This window comes from Gordonia jacobaea (assembly GCF_001186365.1).
GTDB classification, from domain to species: Bacteria; Actinomycetota; Actinomycetes; order Mycobacteriales; family Mycobacteriaceae; genus Gordonia; species Gordonia jacobaea.
Window position 1 is genome coordinate 247,075 of sequence record NZ_LDTZ01000017.1, and the last position, 23,323, is coordinate 270,397.

At 65.5% G+C, this 23,323-nt stretch carries 23 protein-coding genes; 11 read left to right on the forward strand and 12 right to left on the reverse strand.

The window, feature by feature from the left end; translation table 11 throughout:
• Positions 1-8: 8 nt before the first annotated feature.
• From ABW18_RS12300 to ABW18_RS12325, 6 genes are all read left to right on the forward strand, one after another.
• Positions 9-1,445: a CitMHS family transporter gene (locus ABW18_RS12300; protein WP_049699244.1), complete on the forward strand. Its 1,437-nt coding sequence runs from the start codon at positions 9-11 to the stop codon at positions 1,443-1,445.
• A 47-nt stretch (positions 1,446-1,492) separates the two neighbouring features.
• The gene (locus ABW18_RS12305) at positions 1,493-3,157 is read left to right on the forward strand and encodes a sensor histidine kinase (protein ID WP_049699245.1); all 1,665 of its coding nucleotides are present in this window, start codon (positions 1,493-1,495) and stop codon (positions 3,155-3,157) included.
• The gene (locus ABW18_RS12310; protein WP_235434364.1) at positions 3,154-3,828 is read left to right on the forward strand and encodes a response regulator; all 675 of its coding nucleotides are present in this window, start codon (positions 3,154-3,156) and stop codon (positions 3,826-3,828) included. The genes ABW18_RS12305 and ABW18_RS12310 overlap by 4 nt, the downstream gene beginning before the upstream one ends.
• Positions 3,829-3,976: 148 nt before the next feature.
• Complete coding sequence (locus tag ABW18_RS12315; protein ID WP_049699247.1) at positions 3,977-6,397, forward strand: phosphoketolase family protein; 2,421 nt, start codon at positions 3,977-3,979, stop codon at positions 6,395-6,397.
• A gap of 127 nt (positions 6,398-6,524) precedes the next feature.
• Positions 6,525-7,826: a TrpB-like pyridoxal phosphate-dependent enzyme gene (locus tag ABW18_RS12320; RefSeq protein ID WP_049699248.1), complete on the forward strand. Its 1,302-nt coding sequence runs from the start codon at positions 6,525-6,527 to the stop codon at positions 7,824-7,826.
• 2 nt (positions 7,827-7,828) lie between these two features.
• Positions 7,829-8,566, forward strand: a complete 738-nt coding sequence (locus ABW18_RS12325) for a DUF429 domain-containing protein (RefSeq protein ID WP_049699249.1) — start codon at positions 7,829-7,831, stop codon at positions 8,564-8,566.
• A gap of 114 nt (positions 8,567-8,680) precedes the next feature.
• Here ABW18_RS12325 and ABW18_RS12330 read toward each other — a convergent pair whose 3' ends face one another.
• Complete coding sequence (locus ABW18_RS12330; RefSeq protein ID WP_049699250.1) at positions 8,681-9,019, reverse strand: DUF202 domain-containing protein; 339 nt, start codon at positions 9,017-9,019, stop codon at positions 8,681-8,683.
• Positions 9,016-9,390, reverse strand: coding sequence for a YidH family protein (locus ABW18_RS12335; RefSeq protein ID WP_049699251.1), 375 nt, complete (start codon positions 9,388-9,390; stop codon positions 9,016-9,018). The genes ABW18_RS12330 and ABW18_RS12335 overlap by 4 nt, the downstream gene beginning before the upstream one ends.
• Positions 9,391-9,399: 9 nt before the next feature.
• Between ABW18_RS12335 and ABW18_RS23170 the strand changes: the two genes are divergently transcribed.
• Positions 9,400-9,672 carry a hypothetical protein gene (locus ABW18_RS23170; protein ID WP_235434365.1) on the forward strand — a complete coding sequence of 91 codons (273 nt, stop codon included), beginning with the start codon at positions 9,400-9,402 and terminating at the stop codon, positions 9,670-9,672.
• Positions 9,673-10,077: an LURP-one-related/scramblase family protein gene (locus ABW18_RS12340; RefSeq protein WP_338043843.1), complete on the forward strand. Its 405-nt coding sequence runs from the start codon at positions 9,673-9,675 to the stop codon at positions 10,075-10,077.
• Positions 10,078-10,099: 22 nt separating this feature from the next.
• Here ABW18_RS12340 and ABW18_RS12345 read toward each other — a convergent pair whose 3' ends face one another.
• Genes ABW18_RS12345 through ABW18_RS12370 form a run of 6 tightly spaced genes read right to left on the reverse strand, consistent with a single transcriptional unit; the run spans position 10,100 to position 16,925 of the window.
• Positions 10,100-11,329, reverse strand: a complete 1,230-nt coding sequence (locus ABW18_RS12345) for a TerD family protein (protein WP_152930081.1) — start codon at positions 11,327-11,329, stop codon at positions 10,100-10,102.
• Positions 11,326-12,165 (reverse strand): HAD family hydrolase, encoded by an 840-nt coding sequence (locus ABW18_RS12350; protein WP_049699253.1) that lies wholly within the window; start codon positions 12,163-12,165, stop codon positions 11,326-11,328. Before ABW18_RS12350 ends, ABW18_RS12345 begins: the two co-directional genes overlap by 4 nt.
• Positions 12,162-13,304 carry a cysteine protease StiP family protein gene (locus ABW18_RS12355; protein ID WP_049699466.1) on the reverse strand — a complete coding sequence of 381 codons (1,143 nt, stop codon included), beginning with the start codon at positions 13,302-13,304 and terminating at the stop codon, positions 12,162-12,164. The genes ABW18_RS12350 and ABW18_RS12355 overlap by 4 nt, the downstream gene beginning before the upstream one ends.
• Positions 13,301-14,626 carry a phosphoribosyltransferase family protein gene (locus ABW18_RS12360; protein ID WP_049699254.1) on the reverse strand — a complete coding sequence of 442 codons (1,326 nt, stop codon included), beginning with the start codon at positions 14,624-14,626 and terminating at the stop codon, positions 13,301-13,303. The genes ABW18_RS12355 and ABW18_RS12360 overlap by 4 nt, the downstream gene beginning before the upstream one ends.
• Positions 14,623-15,825 carry an HpcH/HpaI aldolase/citrate lyase family protein gene (locus ABW18_RS12365; protein WP_049699255.1) on the reverse strand — a complete coding sequence of 401 codons (1,203 nt, stop codon included), beginning with the start codon at positions 15,823-15,825 and terminating at the stop codon, positions 14,623-14,625. Before ABW18_RS12365 ends, ABW18_RS12360 begins: the two co-directional genes overlap by 4 nt.
• Positions 15,822-16,925, reverse strand: coding sequence for a hypothetical protein (locus ABW18_RS12370; RefSeq protein ID WP_049699467.1), 1,104 nt, complete (start codon positions 16,923-16,925; stop codon positions 15,822-15,824). Before ABW18_RS12370 ends, ABW18_RS12365 begins: the two co-directional genes overlap by 4 nt.
• A 127-nt stretch (positions 16,926-17,052) precedes the next feature.
• Here ABW18_RS12370 and ABW18_RS12375 point away from each other — a divergent pair, with 127 nt between their 5' ends.
• Genes ABW18_RS12375 through ABW18_RS12385 form a run of 3 tightly spaced genes read left to right on the forward strand, consistent with a single transcriptional unit; the run spans position 17,053 to position 19,152 of the window.
• Positions 17,053-17,673: an AIM24 family protein gene (locus tag ABW18_RS12375; protein ID WP_049699468.1), complete on the forward strand. Its 621-nt coding sequence runs from the start codon at positions 17,053-17,055 to the stop codon at positions 17,671-17,673.
• Positions 17,674-17,680: 7 nt separating this feature from the next.
• Positions 17,681-18,391: an AIM24 family protein gene (locus ABW18_RS12380; protein ID WP_049699256.1), complete on the forward strand. Its 711-nt coding sequence runs from the start codon at positions 17,681-17,683 to the stop codon at positions 18,389-18,391.
• The gene (locus ABW18_RS12385) at positions 18,388-19,152 is read left to right on the forward strand and encodes an AIM24 family protein (protein ID WP_049699257.1); all 765 of its coding nucleotides are present in this window, start codon (positions 18,388-18,390) and stop codon (positions 19,150-19,152) included. Before ABW18_RS12380 ends, ABW18_RS12385 begins: the two co-directional genes overlap by 4 nt.
• 95 nt (positions 19,153-19,247) lie before the next feature.
• On the opposite strand, the gene ABW18_RS12390 is transcribed toward ABW18_RS12385, so the two are convergent.
• The 4 genes from ABW18_RS12390 to ABW18_RS12405 all read right to left on the reverse strand — a co-directional run bounded on the left by ABW18_RS12390 (position 19,248) and on the right by ABW18_RS12405 (position 23,280).
• Entirely contained in the window at positions 19,248-19,856 is a 609-nt protein-coding gene (locus ABW18_RS12390; protein WP_049699258.1) for a TerD family protein, read from the reverse strand.
• The gene (locus tag ABW18_RS12395; protein ID WP_049699259.1) at positions 19,786-20,946 is read right to left on the reverse strand and encodes a DUF475 domain-containing protein; all 1,161 of its coding nucleotides are present in this window, start codon (positions 20,944-20,946) and stop codon (positions 19,786-19,788) included. The genes ABW18_RS12390 and ABW18_RS12395 overlap by 71 nt, the downstream gene beginning before the upstream one ends.
• Positions 20,947-21,071: 125 nt before the next feature.
• Positions 21,072-21,647, reverse strand: coding sequence for a TerD family protein (locus ABW18_RS12400; protein WP_049699260.1), 576 nt, complete (start codon positions 21,645-21,647; stop codon positions 21,072-21,074).
• 223 nt (positions 21,648-21,870) lie between these two features.
• Positions 21,871-23,280 (reverse strand): acyl-CoA synthetase, encoded by a 1,410-nt coding sequence (locus tag ABW18_RS12405; protein WP_049699469.1) that lies wholly within the window; start codon positions 23,278-23,280, stop codon positions 21,871-21,873.
• Between the last annotated feature and the right edge of the window lie 43 nt (positions 23,281-23,323).

Consider the following 23,323-nt stretch of genomic DNA (forward strand, 5'->3'; position numbering starts at 1 on the left):
GCACGGAAATGTTGGTAGCACTCGGGTTGGGCATGGTCGCCACGTTCATGTTCCTCATCATCACCAAACGCGCGACCCCTGTGGTCGCGCTGATCCTCGTCCCTGTCGCGTTCGGGCTGTTCGCCGGTGCCGGCCTCAGCATCAGCGACATGATCACCGACGGGATCAAAGAACTCGCCCCCACAGCGGCGATGTTGTTCTTTGCGATTATCTTCTTCGGGATCATGATCGATGTCGGACTCTTCGATCCCATCGTTCGGCTGGTGGTTCGGATGGTCGGGCATGATCCGGCACGGTTGGTCGTCGGCACCGCGGTGCTCGCGATGGTCGTCTCGCTCGACGGCGACGGCTCGACGACGTTCATCATCACCACCGCCGCGCTCTTACCGCTCTATCTGAAACTGCGCGTCAGCCCCGTCGTCCTCACCGTCGTGGCAGGTCTCGCGAACGGCACGATGAACATACTTCCGTGGGGAGGCCCGACGGCCCGTGCCGCGAGTGCGCTGAAGATCGACACCAATGACATCTTCCTGCCCATGCTCCCCGCACTCGGAGCCGCGCTGCTGGTTGTCCTGGCTTTCGCCTATCACCTCGGCGTCTTGGAGCGTCGTCGGATCGGGCGTCTGGAAGTCGACGACGCGGTACTGGTGCCGCGCGGTGAACTGGTTGCCGCTGGAGTCGGCGGCTCAGGGACGACGTCGAACAACCGACCAGGTCTCTCGACTGGTTCGGGCGGAACCGACTCCAGCACAGGCGATGTCGCCACGCTGTCGGATGGCGACGGGGAGTCGGCGTTCACCGGGGTTCTCGATCCGAATCGAAAGACGTTGCGGCCCAAACTGGTCTGGGTCAATGCGACGCTGACGGTCGCCCTGCTGGCGATCCTCGGAGCCGATATCGTCGCGATCCCTGTTCTGTTCATGATCTTCGCGGCCATCGCGCTTGCCGTGAATTTCCCGCACATCAAAGATCAACAGGAGGCCATCACACGCCACAGTTCGAGCATCGTCTCGGTGGTCGCGATGGTGCTCGCCGCTGCGGTGTTGACCGGAGTGTTCAGTGGGACCGGGATGGTGGACGCCATCGCACATTGGATGGCCGACGGGATTCCGAGCGCGATGGGTCCGCACATGGCAATCGTCATCGGGATCGTTTCGATGCCGTTGACATTCCTGATGAGTAACGATGCGTTCTATTACGGTGTCCTTCCGGTCCTCTCGGAGACCGCCTCGCGGTACGGCATCGATCCCGCAGAGATGGCACGCGCCTCGATCACCGGCCAGACCGTTCACATGCAGAGCCCGCTAGTGCCCGCGATACTCCTGCTGGTCGCGCTCGCGGGGGTGTCACTGGCCGACCATCACAAGAAGGTCCTGTGGCGAGCAGCACTGGTATCGGTGACGATGCTCGCTGTGGGCGTCGCGGTCGGCGCGATCCCGTTCTGAGTTCGAACTCCAACCGCCGCGCCACTGCCGACGCCTAGGCTCTACACATGCGATTACGGACGCAGGTTCTTCTGCTGCAACTGTCCGTCATCGCGGTGAGCCTCGGCGTCGGTTTCGGCGTCGTGCTCGCGGGTACCGACGACCGTAGCCGCGACGAGTACGCGCAACGCGCGCTCGCGATCGCGCAGTCGGTGGCGGCCGATCGCGAAACGGTCAGCGAGGTCGCGGAAAGCGACCGCAGCGACCTCGACGTCAGCGAACTGGCGAACGGTCCGATTCAAGCCCAGGCGTCTGCCGTGCGTGAGCGGACCGGAGCGTTGTTCGTCGTGATCGCGAACGCCAACGGCATCCGGTTGTCGCACCCCGATCGGGGCGAGGTCGGGAAGCACGTGTCGACCGATCCCACCAAGGCGCTGTCGGGGCAGGCCGACATCACCACCGATCGCGGCACGCTCGGCGAGTCCGTGCGCGCGAAGGTGCCCATCGTCGACGACGGTCGCGTTGTCGGACTGGTGAGCGTGGGTGTCTCGACGGCCGACCTTGCGGCAGCGACGCGTCGGGCAATCGGGACCACGGTGCTGATCGCTCTGGCGGCGCTGGCCGTCGGCGCGGTGGGATCAATCCTGCTCGCGCGTCGCTGGCGTCGGCTCACTTTGGGTCTCGAGCCCGACGAACTGGCCGAACTGGTCCGCGATCAGGGTGCCGTGCTGCATGCCATGGCCGACGGCGTCCTGGCTGTCGACGCGACCGGTGTCATGCGCGTCATCAACGACAAGGCACGTCAGCTGCTCGACATCGCTGATGATGTCGGTACCAGCGTCGACGATCTCAAGCTCAGCGACCGGATCAGGGCTGTACTGCGCACCCCGACCCCCGACCCGGTCGCCGCGACCGTCGGCGACCGCATTGTGCTGGTGTCGTCGCACCGCGTCGATGTCGACGGGCGTGACCTCGGTATCGTCGCGTCGATCATCGATCGCACCGACATCGAAGAGCTCACCCGCGAGATCGATTCGATGGGCGCGATGAGTACGGCATTGCGCGCGCAACGTCACGAGACGGCGAATCGGCTGCACGTACTCGCCGGCCTCCTGCGTCGCGGCCACGTCGACGAGGCGCGCGCATACCTATCCGAATTGACGGGCAGTGCAGGTCATTTCGGTCTGGAAGGAATCGAGAACATCGAAGAGCCCCATCTCGCCGCATTCCTCGACGCCAAGGCCTCTCATGCCAGGGAACGCGGCGTCGTACTCGGTCTCGGCGATCAGACGTGGGTGCGCGGGACGCTGCTCGATCCGATCACCGTCACGACCGTCGTCGGCAATCTCGTCGACAACGCGATTGATGCCGCAGCGCAACGCATCGGAGAGTCCGATGTCGACAACGATTCACGACCACACGTCGACGTGGACGCGATTACGGAGGGCGACGAATTGCTGGTCACCGTCACCGATTCGGGGCCGGGAATCGGATTCGACGATCCCGCAACCATCTTCTCCGACGGTGTCACGACAAAGGAAGCCCCGTCGGTGCCGGGAGGACGAGGAATGGGTCTGGCGTTGTCGCGGCAACTCGCCCGGCGACTGGGAGGCGACATCGTCGTCGTCGATCCTGGTGGAGAGCGTCGGAACGACGTTGAAAACCGTTGGGGCGGTGCGGTTATCGTTGCACGAATCCCCGGCGTGTTCGATTCGACGGTGGTTGCCCGATGAGTACTCCAATGCGCCAACTCGGGGTGTTGATCGTCGACGACGACTTTCGCGTCGCCGGACTCCACGCGGCGATCGTCACCGCACTGCGCGGCTTCCGGGTCACCGCGACGGCAGGGTCGCTCACGCAGGCCCGCGAGGCCCTCGCTTCGCATCCCGACACCGACCTGGTCTTGCTCGACGTTCATCTGCCCGACGGCTCCGGGATCGACCTCCTCGCCGAGTTGGAGTGTGACTGCTTCATCGCCGGTGCAGAGACCGATGCAGCCGCTGTGCGTCGAGCGCTGCGTGCCGGTGCCCTCACCTACCTCATCAAACCGTTCGACGACACCGAACTCGCACGACGTCTTGCCGGCTACGCCCACTACCGGCGTGCACTCAGCGCTGAGCACATCGACCAGGTGGCCGTCGACGCCGCGCTGTCGGCCATGCGCACGGGTACTCGACCCGTCACTCACGCCGGCGACAGCGGTTCGCACACCGAGCGCACGATCCTCGACCAGTTCACCGCTGGCGAGCCGATGTTCGCCGACGAGGTCTCAGCACGAATCGGGGTCTCACCCGCGACTGCGCGGCGTCACCTCGCGGCGCTCGTCGACAGTGGCAGGCTGCTCATGTCTCTGCACTACGGCAGCACGGGCCGTCCACGACAGGTGTACCGGCTGCCGGGGTGAGATCTCCGGCAAATACCACTCCCGGGTAACACTCTGGGCGAATTTACGGTGAAGAGTCGCGCGCGCGGCTTGGTGTCCGCGTAGAACTGATGGAAGGGGGAATGGATAAGAGCACCATCAGGAGTCGACGAGTTCGAAGGGAACCCGCATGACCGAGGTCTCCACCCAACAGCGCGCGTACGAGCAGGCGGATCTTGACGCCGACCTGCGATGGTGGGCGGCGGCGAATTACCTCACCGTCGCCCAGATTTATCTGCAAGACAATGTCTTGCTGCGCGAACCACTTTCGCGCGACCACATCAAGCCTCGGCTGCTCGGCCACTGGGGAACCAGCCCGGGACTCTCGGCGATCTATACGGTGCTGAATCGGATCATCAAGGAGTCCGACAGTTCGTGGCTGTACATCACCGGCCCCGGACATGGCGGCCCGGCGCTTGTCGCGAACACCTACCTCGAAGGCACCTACACCGAGGTCTACCCGAAGATCTCTCTCGACGCCGACGGCGTGAAGCGTCTCTGCCGTCAGTTCTCGACGCCCGGCGGCATCCCGAGTCACGTGAGCGTGCAGACCCCGGGAAGTATCCACGAGGGCGGCGAGCTCGGATATGCACTGGTACACGCAGCGGGCGCGGCCTACGACAATCCCGACCTGACCGTCGCATGTGTCATCGGCGATGGTGAGGCCGAGACCGGACCGCTGTCGGGATCGTGGAAGATTCCCGCCTTCCTCAACGCCGCGCGCGACGGCGCCGTGCTGCCGATCCTGCACCTCAATGGAGCGAAGATCGCAGGTCCGACGGTCCTCGGCCGCAGTACCGATGCCGAGGTGACCGACTACCTGCGCGGTCAGGGCTGGATCCCGACGTTCGTCGAGGGCGACGATCCGGCTCAGGTGTTCTCCGATCTGCGTGCTGCGATCGTGGAGGCCCGTCGTCGGATCGGTGAGATCCAGTCCGAGGCGCGCGCCGACGGCGCCGGGTCGACGCTGCCCGACACCCACTGGCCCGCAATCGTATTGCGCACACCCAAGGGCTGGACTGGACCGAAAGAGGTCGACGGCAAGAAGATCGAGGGCACGCACTGGGCGCATCAGGTGCCGCTGTCGGGTGTGCGGGAGAACCCCGAGCACCTCGCGATCCTCGAGGAGTGGCTGAAGTCGTACAAGCCGGAGGAGATCTTCGACGACAACGGCGCCATCGTCGAATCGATTGCCTCGCTTGCACCTGTGGGTGATCTCCGGATGGGTGCGACGCCGTATGCCAACGGCGGACGGTTGCTCTCGCCGCTGCGACTGCCACCGATCGAGCAGTACGCACTCGACATTCCCGAACCCGGCGACGTCTCGTTCGAAACGACCCGTGTTCTCGGCGAGTTCATGCGCGACATCTACACGCAGAACTCCGACGCCGACGGCGGAGGCACGTTCCGACTCTTCTGCCCGGACGAGACGTCGAGTAATCGACTCGGAGCGGTCTTCGAGGTCACCGACCGCGCGTGGCAGCTTCCGGTCACCGAATACGACGACAACCTCTCGCCGTCGGGTCGTGTGATGGAGGTGCTCAGCGAGCACCTGTGCCAGGGCTGGCTCGAGGGCTACACGTTGACCGGTCGGCACGGAGTGTTCGCGACCTACGAGGCGTTCGCGATGGTGAGCGCGTCGATGGTGGTGCAGCACACCAAGTGGTTGCAGCACGCGGCGACGCTCCCGTGGCGTGAGCCCGTCGCGTCGCTCAACATCTTGCTGACGTCGACGTGCTGGCGAAACGACCACAACGGGTTCTCCCACCAGGGCCCCGGACTGATCGACCTCGTGCTGCCACTCTCGCCCGAGGTGGTTCGGGTGTGGCTGCCGCCGGACTCGAACTCGCTGCTGTCGATCTCCGATCACTGCTTCCGCAGCCGCGATCACGTCAACCTGATCGTCGTCGACAAGCAGCCCCACCTGCAGTACCTGTCGCTGGAGGAGGCCAACAAGCAGGCCGCCGCCGGAGCGTCGATCTGGGATTGGGCAGGCACCGAGAACGTCGAGGGCGAGTTGCCCGACATCGTGCTCGCGAGCGCGGGCGACGTCCCGACCCAGGAGATCCTCGCCGCCGCGCAGTTACTTCGCGAGTGGGTGCCGTACCTGCGTGTGCGTGTCGTGAACGTGATGGACCTGATGGTGCTGCTGCCGCAGAATGATCACCCGCACGGACTCTCCGACGACAAGTTCAACGAGCTGTTCACGCGCGACGTCGACGTTGTGTTCGGCTTCCACGGCTACCCGCGCGCGATCCACCAGTTGGTGCACGGGCGTACCCATCCGGGTCGCTTCCACGTGCGCGGCTTCTCCGAACAGGGCACGACCACAACACCGTTCGACATGGTGGTGCTCAACAAGATGAGCCGCTACCACCTGGTGATCGAGGCGCTGCGTCGAGCTCGCCGTGCCCCTGAGAAGGCCGAGGAGCTGGTGGCGTACTGCAACAACCAGCTCGCCCGCCACCACGACTACGTCCGCGAGCACTTCGAGGACCTCCCCGAGGTGCGCGACTGGAAGTGGTCATCCCCGAGCGGCTCGCGGGACTAGGCGCGCCCGACGTCGGGTAGTCGCGCCACCCGACGTCGAGCAGCCGTGCGCGGGCCCAACCACCCGGCCCGACGCCGAGCGCCGACATCGCCCGCGGCGCGGCCCGCACGCGGACTAGAGTGTCCGCATGACGATGCACGTGGACGCAAGCAACCCGGACCTCATCACCGTGGACGTGCCGACGCACTGGTACAACCTCGCGGCCGAGCTCTCCGAGCCGATCCCGCCGCACCTGCATCCGGGCACCAAAGAGCCCGTCGGACCCGACGACCTGGTCGCGCTCTTCCCGAGCGGACTGATCGCGCAGGAGGTCTCGACCGAGCCGTACATCGAGATCCCCGAACCGGTGCGCGAGATCTACAAGATGTGGAGGCCATCGCCGCTCATCCGTGCGCGACGCTTCGAGGAGTCACTCAACACGGGCGCGCGAATCTACGTGAAGTACGAGGGCGTCAGCCCCGTCGGCTCGCACAAGACCAATTCCGCTGTCGCGCAGGCGTATTACAACAGCGTCGACGGTGTCCGGAAGCTCACCACCGAGACCGGGGCCGGCCAGTGGGGCAGTGCGCTCGCGTTCGCTGGTGCACAGTTCGGCATCGACGTCGAGGTCTGGCAGGTGCGCGCCTCTTACGAATCGAAGCCCTACCGCGGCTATCTGATCCGCACGTACGGCGGCACGATTCACTCGAGCCCGTCGACGCTGACCGAGTCGGGCCGCGCGATTCTCGCGAAGACCCCCGACACCACGGGCAGTCTCGGGATGGCCGTCAGTGAGGCCGTCGAGGTCGCTGCCAACGACCCCGACGCCCGGTACGCGCTCGGCAGCGTGCTCAATCACGTTGTGCTGCACCAGAGTGTGATCGGTCAGGAGGCTGTCGAACAGCTCGTCGCCGTCGAACCCGGTGGTGCCGACGTCGTATTCGGTTGTGCGGGTGGCGGTTCCAATCTGGCTGGTCTGTCGTTCCCGTTCCTGCGCGAGAAGATCCACGGTCGGTCGAACCCGAGGGTGATCGCCGCGGAACCCTCCGCGTGCCCGTCGATCACGCAGGGCGAATACCGCTACGACCACGGCGACGTCGCGGGACTGACTCCACTTCTCAAGATGCACACTCTCGGAATGGATTTCGTGCCCGACCCCATCCACGCAGGTGGTCTGCGCTACCACGGCATGGCGCCCGCGTTGAGCCACACCGTCGAGCAGGGCCTGGTGCAGGGAGTGGCGATCGATCAGCACGACGCGTTCGCCGCGGGCGTGCAGTTCGCGCGCACGCAGGGCATCGTGCCCGCGCCCGAGTCGACGCACGCCATCGCCGCGTGCGCCCAACACGTCGCCGACAATCCTGCCGAGCAGGTCGTCGTGATCGGTCTGTCGGGTCATGGTCAACTCGACCTTCCTGCCTACGCGGAGTTCCTCGACGGAAAGATCTGAGCGTGATCACCGCGGGCGTCGACCTCTCTGCCTCGCCCGCGTCGACCGCAGTCGCCGTCGTCGAATGGCGTGAACACGGTGGGTATTCGGCTGTGCTCCGCGAATTGGTCACTCCCGCAGACGATTCGACGATCCGTGCGCTCGTCGACGCCGCTGATCGCTGCGGCATCGACTCGCCGTTCGGGTGGCCCGACGCCTTCGTCGAGTTCGTCAGCGCTCACCACCGGGGCGATACGCCGAAGGATTCGCGGCTCGACGACATCGCGTCACGTCGCCCTCTCGCATACCGACGCACTGATCGCTACCTCGTCGAGCACGGGCTCGGGCGACCGCTCAGCGTATCCGCGGATCAGATCGCGCACGTAGCGTTCCGCTGCGCGGGTCTGCTTGCCGACCTCGGTGTGTCGGACCGGGTCGACGGCTGGGCCATCGAAGCGTATCCCGCTGGCGCACTGAATCATTGGGGACTGACGTCGCGGGGATACAAGCGTTCGACGCATCGCGCCGTGCTGGCCGGGCTCGTCGACGACCTGCGAGCGGCGGCACCGTGGCTCGACCTGGAGTCACACTCTGCACTCATGGCCGTCAACGACAACGCATTCGACGCCGTCGTCACCGCACTGATCGCCCGTGCGGCAAGTCTCGGGGGCACTGGACTTCCGTCGGCGGACGACCTGCCGATCGCCCACCGCGAGGGCTGGATTCACGTTCCGACGGGCACGCTCGACGACCTGCGATAACCCGGGCGGGCGTCGTCGTATCTAGGTCGGAGCCTCGGTTGCGGTTGCCCACAGGCGCGGAATCCGAGCGTCTGGGCAACCGGAAGTTCGCGGCCGACTCTCCGTCGACCCTTCCTATACGAGCGCAGCGGTGAGAAGCACGACGATCGTCGTCAGCACCGCGACAGCCGTCGTCATGATGGCCGCTGTGTCCGAGCGGTGGAGCGGGGCGGAGTGCTCGCCGAGCACTCGCCGACGTCGACGTCCGATGACGTCAACCACGACGGAGGCGACGGCCGCGACGGCACAGAGCGCGTAAATCAGCGGCGTCGGAGACGAACTCGGTCGCAACACCTCGCGACCGGCGACGAGAAGACCGTTGACGAGAATCGCGAATGACGTTCTGCTCCATGCGAGGTCGGTGCGCTGTGGTTGCAATCCGGCGCGCATCGCGGGGTCGGACCGATCGCTCATGGCCGCGCGACGATCAATGCGGTGATGACCGCTGCCGCTGCGATCACCGTCAATGCGACACCCAGCACTGCAATCAGTGAGCTTCTCGGCAGTGGCCGCTCGTGTCGGATCGCGTCGTCGTTCTGCTTCCACCGGATGAGGCCGCCCGCGGACACGACGATTGCGAGGAGTCCGAGAGCCAGTCCGAGTCCGTACCGAAACGCGGGGTGCGTCGGATCGGGCAGGAACTGCAACGCAGCGATCGCGGCGGCGAGGAGTCCGAGGGCCGTGCGTTGCCACGCGAGGAACGTGCGCTCATTTGCGAGCGTGAAGCGGTAATCGGGCTCGCGCGGTGGCGCGACGGATGACTCGTTCGTGGCGTTGTCGGGCACCTTTCCACTGTGGCTGATCGCGTCGGCCTATGCACAGTCGACGCTCAGAAGCGCCCAGTCGACACTCTCGAGCGCCCAGTCGACGCTCAGAAGCGCCCAGTCGACACTCTCGAGCGCCCAGTCGACGCTCCGAAGCGCCCACTCGGCATTCTCGGGCGTCGCTATGGTGGGCGGTACGGCGGAAGAGGGTGCATCGTGTCGAGGCTGTACATCAAGCAGAAGGTCTTCTCGGTCGGCGAGAAGTTCACGGTGTTCGGCGAGTCCGAGCAACCGCGCTACTAAGTGCAGGGCAGCTTCATGCGGGTGCCGAAGCGCTTCACCGTGACCGACGGATCAGGCGCTCCGATCGCGGAGATCACGAAGACCGCGTTCAGTCTGCTGCCACGGTTCACGGTCGAGATGCAGGGCGTCGAGGTCGCGACGATCCGCAAGGAGTTCAGCTTCAAGCCGAAGTACTTCATCGAGGGTGCTGCGCTGGAAGTCTCCGGTGACTGGTGGGACATGAACTTCGACGTGTCGCGCAGTGGTCAGCGGGTCGCCAGTATTCGCAAGAAGTGGCTCAGCTGGGGCGACACCTACGAGGTCGACATCTTCGACGACGCGCTCGAAGCGATGATCATCTCGCTCGTCGTCGCCATCGACCGCGTTCGCGCCGACGCCGCCAGCTCATCGGCGGCAACGATGTGACCGCTGCGCCCTACTCGCAGCCCTACTCCAGGTACCGGCCGAGGTACTTCTCCGCGGCCCGCGGGGTCTTGGCCTTGAAGCCGTCGCCGACGGCGCGCATCTTCCAGTCCCCGCCGCTGCGCGACATCACAGCCATGAGGACGCCGGTGAACGGCATCCCGCCCTGCAGCGTGAAGCGCGCCAACTCGGCGCCGGTCGTGTCGTCGACGAGTCGGCAGAAGGCGTTGTCGATCGCCTCGAAGGTCTGCCCGCGGTACGACGTCACGATGAACGCGAGATTGTCGATCTGCGGTGGGATCGCCTGCAGGTTCACGCGGATCACCTCGTCGTCGCCCTCGCCCGCCCCGGTCAGGTTGTCACCGGAGTGGACGATCGAGTTGTCCCGACTCCGAAGATGGCCGAAGAAGACGGTCTCGGCGAGCGAACCGCGCGAATACATCAACACCGATGCGTCGAGGTCGATGCTCTGCGACCCGCCGCCGAAGAAGCCACGCTGCTTGACCGGGTCCCATCCGAGTCCCATGCGGACCTGGGTGAGCGCGACGCCGCCATCCTTGCGCAACGTCACCTTCTGACCCTTGGCCAGGTTGACGCGCTTGTTCTTGGACAGGCTGATCTCGGCAGGCTGCTGTGGTGGGGCGGGCTGCGCCTGCGGTGGGGCCGGCGGAGGAGTGAACTGAGCCGGCGGCACGGACGGAGCAGGCGGCACCGGCGGAGCAGGCGCGGGCGCAGCGGGCGCGGCAGCGGCGGGGGCGTCGTCGACCGAAACCCCGTGATCCCGAACGAGATCGGCGAAACCGCCCGCGTAGCCCTGGCCGATGGAGCGCACCTTCCACCCCGTGTCCCGGCGATAGACCTCAACTGCCACCACGACGGTCTCGCTGCTCAGGTCGGGGATGGTGAACGAGAACAGCTCGGTGCCCGCGGCGTCGAAGACACGCGCGATGGGCGGTGGCGTCCTACCGAAGGACGACGACGCGTCGTCGAGTGTGATCACCGCGCGCACCGCGTGGATCTCGGCGGGCACCGCGGCGGGTGTGATCCGTAGCGTCTGCCGGCCGGTGGCGGGCGCAAGCGTGACGCCTGCTCCGGTTGGCTGGTTGTAGAAGACGAAGTCGGCGTCGGAGCGCACGCGCATATCGGGAGTGACCAACAGCGCCGAGAGATCAACCGGCGCAGCAACATCCACGGAGATCGCGATCTCGCCCGCAGGTAGCGGTGCGTTCTGGCCTTTCGACAACACTGTCGTCATATCGCCGTCCTTGCTTGTCGGGTCACTGCGTCGAGTAACCATTCGAGTATCTCTTCACCTGCCAGCGCACCCGACTGTGCCGTGACGGTCACCGTCGGATGCTGCCAATCCAACTCGGCCAACTCGCCGTGAGCGGGCCGGATACCGGCATGGGCAAACTCCAGTAGGTCGACGTCGAGCCTGCCGTCGCCCGCGGCGAAGACCGGGTCGCCAGCTGACAACAGACCATCGTCGACGCAGCGTCGGCATACCTCCTCGACGGCAGCGGATTTGGTGACCGCCTCGGGCACGGCGTAGATCTTGCGACCCTGCTGGGAGGCGACCCACCCGTGCCGGGCACACCACCGCTCCCACTCGGGCAGAAAGTGCTCAGGCTGGCGCTTGGTGTCGACGACCAGGTAGCAGAACAGGTCGTCGGCGGTACGCAGCGTGCTCACCCAATCCTCTTCTGCCACAACGGCCAATCGCGCAACAACTTCATCGAGCGGCGCAGAACCAGCGGCAACGGCACGTTCGACGCCGCTTCGCCACCTGTGGTCGTCGACACCGTCGACGAGGATGCGGCCGCCGCTGCTGACGACACTGTAGTGAGGTGTTCCTCCCGGGAGCTGGACACGGCCGAACTGCTCGGGAGTCCGTGTAGTCACCGGAACGAAGGGTGCGTGCGCACGAAGATCGGTGAGAAGCGCGATCGCCGAACTCGTCATGTACGAGAGCGGAGCGTCGCGGTAGATCTCGACGCACACCGGCGACGTATCGCGGAACTGATTCTCTCCCATGGCGTCACGCGAATAGATCAGCGTACGGTCCAGATCGCTCGCCACCAATCCGGTCACGAGTCCTCCTTGATCAAACCCATGCAGGAGTACGCGAGGTCGGCGCGCACTTCGACGGGTACTCCGCGCTCGGCGGCGAGGATTCGAATGTGTCGATGCTCGGGTAGGTCGTTGTCTCGCACAAGAACGCGCCACGGTACGCGCCGCAGCAGTACCCGTGTGGTCTCCCCGACACCGGGCTTGACGAAGTTCACCGACGAGAGTCCGTACTCTGCGCGGATTGCCTCCACGGATTCCCAGCCCGCCCAGGTCGGCGTGCGATCGGCGGCATCCAGAGCCGAGACGTGCGAGGCGACGGCGTCGCGCACCACGTCGAACTGCGCGGACACGACGTCGAGGAAGTGGTTCGACATGTCGTGTTCGGCGAGGTGGCGATAGAACTTGGCGCCGTGGAACTCGCCGTGGCCGATGTGGTCGGCGTTGAGGACCGTTCGTGAAATCAGCCCGGAGACGGTCGAATTCAAGCACGCCGAGGCGATGAGGAAGTCGTCGCGCGTACCGAAGGTGGTGGTGGCGAAGCCGGGGTCGGCGAGAACGGCGAGTTCGTCGGCGAGGCGTGGCCCACCGTCTCGAGCGTAGGCGTCGAGCGCGGCCGTCAGCTCGCGCTGGATCGCGCCCTTGCCTGTCCACCCATCGATGAACACCACGGATGTGGGGTCGTGGCGGTCGGTGATGTGGTCGAGGGCGACCGTGTCGATGCCGCGGTCGCGAACTATCGAGATCGTGTAATGCGGTGCGGCCCAGCCATGAACATGGCGCAACCAGCGTCTCAGCAGGATTCCGATGGGCGTGCCTGCCCGCGCGAGCGACACCAGCGTCGGCTCGCGATGTCGCTCGGCAACGATGAGCTCTCCGACGACGCCGACAGCGTGCGCGAGGCGCTGCGCCGAGTCGTCGAGGGTGTCGGCAAACAACTGCTGGTATGCGGCTCCCGGCTGATACTCGATGGGCAACGACTCCGCGTAATGCGCTGTGCCCGCCTGGATTCGGCGCTCTCGGACCGCCAGGTCGGCCTCGAGTTCGATATGCGAGAGGTCTTTCAGGAGCCAGGTCACCTCATCGGGTGCGTACGAACCGAAGTCCGGTCCGCGTAGCTCGGAGTTCCGCGCTTGCGGTGGGGTGAGTCGCTGAGCTGTCACGAGTCGCTCCGTGCGTCGCGCAGCGCGCATTGGCCGGTGGCAGTAACTTTCGCGACGACGACGTCGTGGCCTGCCGCGGTCATCACATCGAGGACCCCACCCGGTGCCGTCAGGTCGGGGGTGTCGGCGGGGTCGTCGATGATCAACACGATCCGCGGAAGGTCGGGCGAGCCGTCTGGGTCGAGCAGGTTGTAGACGAATCGCGGTGTACCGGGGTCGTGTTCGGGCGCGGTAAAGGTCAGGCCGCGGCGCAGCGGGTAGCCGTCGACGTCGCGGACGAATGCGGGTGAGCGCGTGGTGGTCTGGAACGTCGTGGGGATGCCGGCATGTGCAAGCCCCTCGGCGATGCAGAGCGGCAGATACATCAGCTCCTCGTGGCCAACCACCACAGTGCTTGTCGACGACTCGAGTTCTGGCAGCAGTGTCGCCACCGCTTCGTCGACAGCGTTGGTGAATCCCGTTGTGTCCGAATGTAGGAAGCCATGGCGTCCGCCCTCGGGCACATCGGCGGGCCACGGTAGTGCCACCGTGGTGACCTCACCCCGGACGCCGATCGGGTTGAGTTGCGTCGAGGGTGACTCCCACACCGCGTCGGTGAGCCCTTCCGGAAGGTTGATGCTGCCCTGCGCAAGCGACACGTACTCGATTCGGACGCCATTGTTGGACGCGAAATCGGCTGTAGCTGAAAGATGTTCGGGTGATCGCAGGTCGACGAGCGAAGCGACCACATAGTCACGTCTGCCGGTGATCTCGTGTATCGCGGTGATGGCGCGCAACGCGGTTGTCCCGGTAGAGATCTCGTCGTCGACGAGGATCAACGGACTGTCGGGGTTGGCGGACAGCAACTCGATCGAACTCGGCTGCAACAGATGAGTTGTCGCGTGCGAGTGGCCCTCTTCGAACGACCCGACGGTGAGCGCTCCCGGTGGGCGTCGACGAGTGGAGTGCAGATACGCGTGAGCGGTGAGCCCATGGAAGACGGAGTGGCCCAAGCCCGTTGCCGTCTCCGCGAACCCGAGGACCGTCGACTTGTCAGCCGCGTCGGCGCCGATGCGATCACGGATGAGCGCTGCGAGGTCGTCTGCGGCCCGTCGGACGCGTTCTGGAGGGGTGGGGATGTGCTTGCCGAGAACAGTCGACACGAGCAGGTGTGCGCGCCTGCGATTGCGGCGCAGTCCGAGGACGACGAGTTCGTCCATGCTCCAGTCGGATCGAGGGTCGACAGTGGTGTCTGCGATCCTCACCCCGAAGGTGTCGGCGACCCAGCTCGACGTGTCCGCGGAGTCGACGACGTGTGCTGCGGGGGAACCGGTAGCTGTCACGAGAGATCCATCGCGGTGAGGAGGTCGACGAAGCCGACGCCGGGGTGGGTGACCCCGAACACGGCTGCCCTGTCGATCACCCGCGACGCCCAATTCCGGTGTGGCTTACGTTCGTTCATCTTGTTCCGATACGTCGATGCCTGCACGCCGCCGGTGTCGGAGGCGAGTACGTCGAGCGCGTCGTGGTACTCCTCGTGGGTCACCGCGCTGAGTGCGTGCACCGCGGCGGCATGGCTCGGATGGATGACAGTCTTGCCCTGCATCCCGTTCGCGCGGTCGAGTGCGATCTCCCGCAGCAATCCGTCGAGATCTCTGCGAACCAACTGGCTGCGGAACCACACGGCGCCCTGTTCCTGGAACGGCGTTTGCCGGAGTGCCGGTTTGAACAGGCGCTCGTGATCGGCGAAGTACTCCCACACCGGTCCGGTGATGACGTGCCCCGAGGAGTCACATCGCCCCAACCGATTGATGATGGACGCTATTGCGTCTGCGGCAACGCGGACGTCGTAGATGGTCAGGTCGCGATCGCGGCGGATGCCGAACAGTCCGCACATGTCCGTGGCGCCGATGCGAATGGCGAGCACTCGGGACCGGTGCTCGTCGACAGCCTCGCCGATCACCGACAGGTGGTGTTCGCGACTCTCGCGGTGAACGATCCCCGCGGATTCGAGTACCGGCATGGCCCAGAAGTGCCTACCGGCACGAATACCGGCGTCCCGCACCGCAATCAAGAACTCGTGCGCGTTCTCGGCGTCGAACTTCGGCAGCACGAATCCCATGAGCGAGTCGGACGAGCCGATCGCCTCGCTGATGGTCGCGATCTGATCGGCCGAACGGACGCGAACGAACAGCATCATCTCTGCCGCGGCGGTCGAATCGAGTCGGCGTAGTGCGTCGACGGCGCTCTCGATGGCGGTGGCCTGGTCACCGTCGGCGACAGCGTCTTCGAGGTCGATGACCATCGACACGACACCGTCGGCGTGCCGGCGGGTGATCACCTCGGCGAGGTCGGGACGCGTCGCAGGTACGTAGAGGGTGGCCCCGAGCGCGATCGCGAGGCGGTCGGTCGACCATGACGTAGAGACCGGCGATGGCTGCGCGACGAACAACCGTTCCCGCGTCGACTCAGGTAGGTGACGAAAGTGCCTGGCGCCGTTGCCTGCCCGACTCGCACTGGGCGCATCGGTTGTGAGTGTCATCGCCTGGCCACCTGCCCCCTCATCCGCTCGACGATCTCGACGATGCGGCGCTCAATTGCTGTCAGCTCTGTTGAATACGTCCAGTAGTCCGGATGTACCCGATCGAGGGCACTCCGTGAACGGACAATTCGGTCGGCCTGAGCATCGAGCACTGAGCCCCATTCGTCAACCAGAGCGTTGTCGACGGCGAAGTGTTGAGCGTCTCGCAGGCGGAATCGCACGCGCTGTTCGAGAGCGCCGGGGTCGGCGCGCACCTCGCGCAGACCGCGCAGCCTCTCGGCGACCGCATCCACGGCCTGTTCTGCGCCATCGAGTTCGTCGCGGGCGGCTTCGGCCTCGCTGATGGCGAGGTCAGGGGCGTCGGAAAGGTGGGAGCGGGCCTGCGCCAATCGGCCATCGGCGGCGGCGAGAAACCGCGAGAACACCTCCTGATTGTCTTGCAGATCGAGCGAACACTCGAGGCTGAACTCTCTGCGGAGGGTCGAGAGTTCGCCCGGCATGCGCTCGGCACGAGTCATGATCCCGCTGCGGCGTGTGTCGACCGAGCGGATGACCCGCTGGCCGCGCTCGGTGAGTGACGGCGCATCGGCGAGCGCGTCGTCGAGCGATTGGCGCGCGGCGAGCACGCGTTGAGCGGTCGCCCGTCTGTCGAGCAGACCCGTTGCCGCCCGCTGTTCGGCCAGCGCGGCGTCGAACCTCTCGGCGGCGACGCGGACGCTCCGCAGCGTCGTCAGGTTCGCTGGTGCCTGCGCGAGTGTGCCGCGCACCTGCGTCGCCGCGACCTGAGCCCGATGTTCGAGCGATGCGACTTCGTCGACGGTGCGCGCCGCACGGCCGAGTTCGGTGGCGTTCGCGTCGGCGAAACGCTGCATCTCGCCTTGGAGTGACCGCAACGCTTCTGTGCACCGCGCGAGTTCGCTCGGCGTCGGTCGTGGTGCATTCGAGAGGTTGAGATAGCCGTCAGTTGCTTGGGAGTAGCGCTCTCGCAACGCATTCCACTCCCCCCGCAGCCGCGACCGAGGGTCGAGCTCCTGAGCCGTTGCGACCGCACCGTCTATGCTGCTCAAGGTCTGTTCGGAGTCCAGGAAGGCCGTGGTCATCTGTTGGACGGACGCAGCGGTGTCGGCGGGCACACCTGAGCTGCCACGCTCTCCCCGTCGCCAGAACCTACTGCCCACCGTCTGATGCTATCGACTAGTTTCGTCAGGGTACGACGAGAGGATGAACGTGCAACTGGTACAGCGATCCAAGCGGGTGATCGAGGCGCGTCTGAACAACACCTCGGTTCGCGCGCTTTCCGGTTCGATGGTCGCCTTCGAGGGCCAGGTCAGTTTCAAGTCCGCGGGGTTCGGTGGCGGCGACGGACTCGTCGCCGGGATCAAGCGTCGCGCAACCGGCGAATCGCTGTCACTCATGGAGGCCGGCGGTACCGGCGTCGTCTACTTCGCGCACAACGCCGCCGAGACGACGATCATCGAGCTCAACGGTGAAACGCTTCAGGTGGAGTCGCAGCAACTGATGGTGCTCAACGGCAACCTTCAGACCAACGTCACGTTCGCGGGCATGCAGGGCGCGACAGCCGGTCAAGGACTGTTCACCACGACGGTCAGCGGGCACGGGCAGGTGGGCATCGTGTCGCACGGTGGGCCGCTGATTCACCTCGAGGTCTCGCCGCAGTACCCGCTGATCGTCGACCCCGACGCGTTCGTCTGTGCGCGCGGTGCACTCTCGCAGTCGTTCGTGACCGATGTGTCGTGGCGTTCGGCCGTCGGACAGGGCAGTGGCGAGGCATTCTCGCTGCGTTGGGACGGAACCGGCGTGGTGTCGATCCAGCCGGCGGAACGGTAGGCGAAACGTGTTCACCAAGGTCAACAGCAAGGTCGTGTCGGTCGACGTCGCGCAGTCCGGACCGGTGGTCGCTCGCAGGGGCGCGATGTTGTTCTACACGGGCGACGTCCGGTTTCAGCCGCATCAGATCGCCGGTATGGGAGCGGGCTCTGGTGGGATGTCGGGAATCGGAGGTGCCATCGGGCAGCGACTCGCAGGCGAACACGAGTCGACGCTGCTCGCCACCGGACACGGGGTCGTGCACTTCGGGTTCCGGGGCATCGAGGTAGAGATCGTCGACGTCGGCAGGGTCGGCGGCCTGATCCGGGTCGAAGCGTCGCGCACGCTGGCCTACACGTCCGGCCTGCAGGCGTCTGTGGTGTCGGTGACCGCGCAGGGCGGCGGCGGTGGAGGCGGTGGTGGCGGACTGTTCGGATCGCTTCGGTCCGCCGCTGCGGGCGCGGTCACTGGGCAGGGCATGTTCACCACTCAGCTGTCCGGTCAGGGGCAGGTGGTGATTCTCGGCCACGGCGGAGTCTTCGAACTCGGTGTCGCCCCCGACCGACCGCCCGTCACCGTCGATCCCCAGGCGTATGTCGCGGCAGCGGGGCAGGTGACCACCACGCTGACGTCGAACGTGAGTTGGCGCAACGTCGGCCGAACCGGTGGCGAAGCAATGCAGTTGCAGTGTGCGGGTCATGGAACCGTGTACGTACAGGCGTCGGAGGAGAAGCTGTGAGCGCACTCAACACCGTGTGGAATCCGATGTCGCTGCCGGTCGACGACAACATCGAGGGCAACGACTACTCGTTCTGCATCGAGCTCAACTCCCCGTGGTTCATGTCGAAGGGCGCGATGATCGCGTTCTACGGGCAGATGAAGTTCAGCTCGTTGCAGCACGGGTTGAACGGTCAGCTCCTCAAGATGGTGGCCCAACAGTTCTCTGCGCCTTTGTATCTCGGCGATTTCGTGGTGGCCGAGGGACACGGGAAGCTGATCATCGGAGACCGTGGCTACAACATCAACTCCTACGACCTCGAAGACGGCAACCTGACGATCAGAGCCGCGAATCTCCTTGCGTTCCAACCGCAACTCTCGTTGAAACAGTCGATCGTGCCCGGCTTCCTCACCCTGCTCGGCACGGGAAAGTTCCTCGCATCGTCGAACGGCCCGGTCATGTTCGTCGAACCCCCGGTGCGGGTCGACCCGGAAGCGCTTGTGGGCTGGGCGGATTGCCCGTCACCGAGTCACCACTACGACCAGTCGTGGGTCACCGACCTCATCGCGGCAACCGCTCACCGGATGGGTGTGCAGTCGGGTGAGGAAAAGCAGTTCGACTTCACCGGCAGCGGAACGGTTCTCGTGCAGTCGAGCGAGAAGGTTCGCAGCGACTTCTCCATCGTCCGCACCATTCAAGGACAGTTGTCCGGACTCTCGGTGCCGGGTCTGCAGCAGATCAACCAGGAGGTTTCCCGGCAGTTGGGGCAGCAGCAGGGCTGAGGCGTGGCGCTGTCAGAGCTGCCACATGAACCACGAGAACCCGGTTACGACAACGAATGTCGTCGTAACCGGGTTCTGCGGTTTCGTCGTACGCGCTACTTGCGGCCCGCTGTCCAGTTCATCCCGAAGCCGTAGGCCTCGTCGATGTGCCGCTGCGCGCCTTGGATGTAGCGAACCTCGCGGCTGACGCTGAGCTCGTTGCCATTGCTGGTGAGCATTGCGATGGCACAGGAGACCGCGCGGTCGTCTGCTGAATCCAGGCGAACCTCGACCTGCGGCCCCGAACTCGGGAACAGTGTCACGACGCCATTGGCCGACGACCAGTTCGGGGTGCCCTCGTAGATGTAGGCGAAGATCAGGACCCGACGGAAGCGTCCGATGTCGGAGAGGTTGATGTGCAGATTCTCGCCGCCGGTGCTGCTTCCACTGCGATCATCGCCGTCGAGCAAGATATAGGGCGCGCGATCGAGCGAGCCGAACGAATTGCCCAGCGCCTGCACGACGCCCCTACTGCCATCGGCGAGCTCATACATGGCCCCGAGGTCGAGGTCGATGCCCGAGGAGCGCTTGAAGAATCTACCTCCACCGGACCCCTGGTCCCAGTTGAGGTTGACGCGCATGTTTCCCTGGCCGTCACCCCTTTTGGCGAGCGAGATCGTCGGGGTCGATTTGCTCAGTGTCACCTTGTTCATGTTGATCGCCATCGGATTTTCCTTCCGGGGTGTCTTCGGGGTGGTTGCGGCGTCGAATGATGCTGGAGACCAAAGCCGCGATGATGAGTACGACGCCGACAAGGCCAGTGACCACTTCGGGGACGTGGGTGCCGATCGAGTACATGAGGATCAGCGCCAGTGCGCCGATCGCCCAGTGAGCGCCGTGCTCGAGGTAGACGTACTCGCTGAGCGTGCCCTTGCGAACAAGGAAGACGGTCAGCGAACGTACGAACATCGCGCCGATGAAGCCGAGGCCCAACGCGATGATGATCGGGTCGGCGGTGATGGCGAATGCTCCGATGACGCCGTCGAACGAGAACGACGCGTCGAGCACCTCGAGGTAGAGGAACAGGAAGAAGCCTGCTTTGCCTGTCGCCTTGGCGAGTTCGCTGGGGCCCGAGCGAGGCAGCGATTCCGATTCGGCGCCTTCTTCGAGCTCTTCTGGGGTGTTGAACAGTTCGCCGAGCCCGTTGACCAGGATGTAGGTGGTCATACCCAGTACGCCGGCGAAGAGCACCGTCGAGCGCTCGTCGTCGGGTGCGATCCATTCAGCGGTGATGACGAGGACGGCCACAGCGACGACAACGGAGAGTTGGTCGAGCCTGCCGATGCGCTCGAGCGGTCGCTCGATCCACCGCAGCCAGTGGATCTCCTTCTCCTCGAAGACGAAGCCGAGGAACAGCATCAGCAGGAACATGCCACCGAACGCCGCGATCTGCGGGTGCGCGTCGGTGATGATCTGCTCGTAGGTCGGAGAGCCGTCGGTCGGCGGGTTGAGCGCGAGACGCAGCGCCTCGACGGGATTCAGCTTGGCGCTCAACCAGACGATCACGAGCGGAAAGACCAGCCGCATGCCGAAGACCGCGATCAGCACACCGATGGTCAAGAAGATCTTCTGCCAGAACGCGCTCATGCGTCGCAGCACGGTCGCGTTGATGACCGCGTTGTCGAAGGAGAGCGACACCTCGAGGATGCCGAGGATGAGTGTGAGGAACAGGGCGGTGGGGCCGCCATAGATGAATGCGACCACCAGCGAGGCGATCGTGATGGCGATGGACAGCCCGAATATTCGGAAGATCACGGTGGAGCGGCCTTTCTTGCATCACCGAAGTAGGGAGACCACGTGTCCCGATGCCGGGCTCACGCGGTCAAACAAGCCAGATGCCGCGCCTGCGAATGTCAGGCGCGGCATCGTAGCGACGTGGATCAGACGTTGACGCCGAAGTCGCGGGCGATACCCGCGAGGCCGGACGCGTAGCCCTGGCCGACGGCGCGGAACTTCCAGTCGGCACCGCTGCGGTACAGCTCTCCGAAGACCATCGCGGTCTCGGTCGACGCGTCCTCGGACAGGTCGTAGCGGGCGATCTCGGAGCCGTTGGCGCGATTGACGACGCGGATGTAGGCGTTGCGAACCTGACCGAACGACTGACCGCGCGAGTCGGCGTCGTAGATCGAGACCGGGAAGACGATGGAATCGATGTTGGGAGGGGTGCCCGCGAGGTCGACGTTGATGACCTCGTCGTCGCCGTCACCCTCACCGGTCGTGTTGTCGCCGGCGTGTTCGATGGAGCCCTCCGGCGAGCGGAGGTTGTTGAAGAACACGAAGTGCTGGTCGGAGAGCACCCGCTTGTCGGTACCGCACGCGATTGCGCTGGCGTCGAGGTCGAACTCGACACCGGTGGTGGTCCGCGCATCCCAGCCGAGGCCGACTGCGACAGCCGTGAGGCCGGGAGCCTCCTTGGTCAGCGATACGTTTCCACCCTTGCTCAGGCTGACGCCCATGTTTCGTGCCTTTCTGCCGCGGTGTGGCGGGAGCCACTGTCGAATGACGGTCACATCGTAAGTGACAAGTCGGACATATTGCCGACGCGCCCGCCACCCTACCCACGGACGGCTGACGGGAACATAGAAGCTGGTTGGCCGTAGGCCGAGGGAATGATGTCGATCCGGGTGGCGGGGCGTCGAACGCCGCCGGTGGTCGAACCGCGACGGCCGAACGGACTGGTCACTGCGTCAACAGCTTCTTCTGCACCTTGCCCATCGCGTTGCGTGGAAGTGAGTCGACGCGCCTGATCTCCCGGGGCCGCTTGTGCTGGGACAGCTCGGTGGCCACGAGCCCGATGAGCTCGTCGTCGGGGACTGCCGTCCCGACCACATATGCGACGATCCGCTGCCCGAGGTCGTCGTCGGGAACGCCGATCACCGCGACCTCGTCGACGGCGGGGTGCCCGAGTAGGACGGTCTCGATTTCGCCCGCGCCGACACGAAATCCGCCCGACTTGATCAGATCGGTCGACGCACGGCCGACGATGCGGTGCATGCCGTCGTCGCCGATCACTGCGACGTCGCCCGTCGCGAACCAGCCGTCGGCGAGCCAACTCTCGGCCGTGGCCTCCGGCCGGTTCAGGTATCCCGACCCGACCATCGGTCCGCGCACGTGGAGGTCGCCGACCGACTCGCCGTCGTGCGGTAGATCCGTTGCACCGGAGTCGATCTCGCTGCTGCGCAGCCGTGTTTCGACGCCGCGCAGCGGTATTCCCACCCAGCCTGGTCGGCGCTCGCCGTCGAATCGGGTCGACACGGTGATCATGGTCTCGGTCATGCCATATCGTTCGACGATCTCGTGTCCGGTCAGCTCACGAATCCTGTCGAACACCGGGACGGGTAGCGGGGCACTTCCCGACACCAGCAGTCGTGCTGAGGAAAGTGACTGCGCTGCAGCAGGATCGGCGCCGATACGGGTCCAGACCGTCGGTACTCCGAAGAACATCGACGCACCGCGAGCGGCCGCGGCGGCGTAACCCGCGGGGGTGGGCTTGACGGTGTGAATCAGCTTGCCGCCGCGGCGCAGTGGGCCGAGAACGCCGAGGATCAGCCCGTGGACATGGAACAGCGGCAAGCCGTGGGCGAGAGTGTCGTCGGAGGTCCACGCCCACGCATCGGCCAGCGCGTCGAGTCCCGCGGCGATCGCGCGGCGGGTGATCGGCACGCCCTTGGGAAGCCCGGTCGTGCCCGAGGTGTACAGGATCAGCGCGGTGGACTCGCCGGGAGGTTCGGGATGCGAATGCCACGAGCGGGCGAAGCGTCGGATCGGGATGACCGGCAGTGTCGTCGAATCGGGTGCGGCGCCGAGCCACGCCTGCGCACCCGAGTCGGTCAGAATGTGCTCGAGTTCGCGCGGGCCGGAATCCGGCGGAACGGGAACGATCGCAACTCCCGCAATGAGGCCGCCGACGACGGCGAGAACTGTCTCGATCGTCGGATGGGCGAGCACGGCCAGCGTGCGTGCTCCGCGAATCCGTTCTGCGACAGCGGTTGCCGCACCGACGAGGTCTTCGCGCGAGAGCGCGTCGTCGCCGACGGTCACCGCGTCGGGGTCATCGGGCGCGGCGGGGACGAGGTAAGGCAACAACACGTCTCTCACTGTGCCACGGCCTTCCTTGTGGCACTATCCTCCT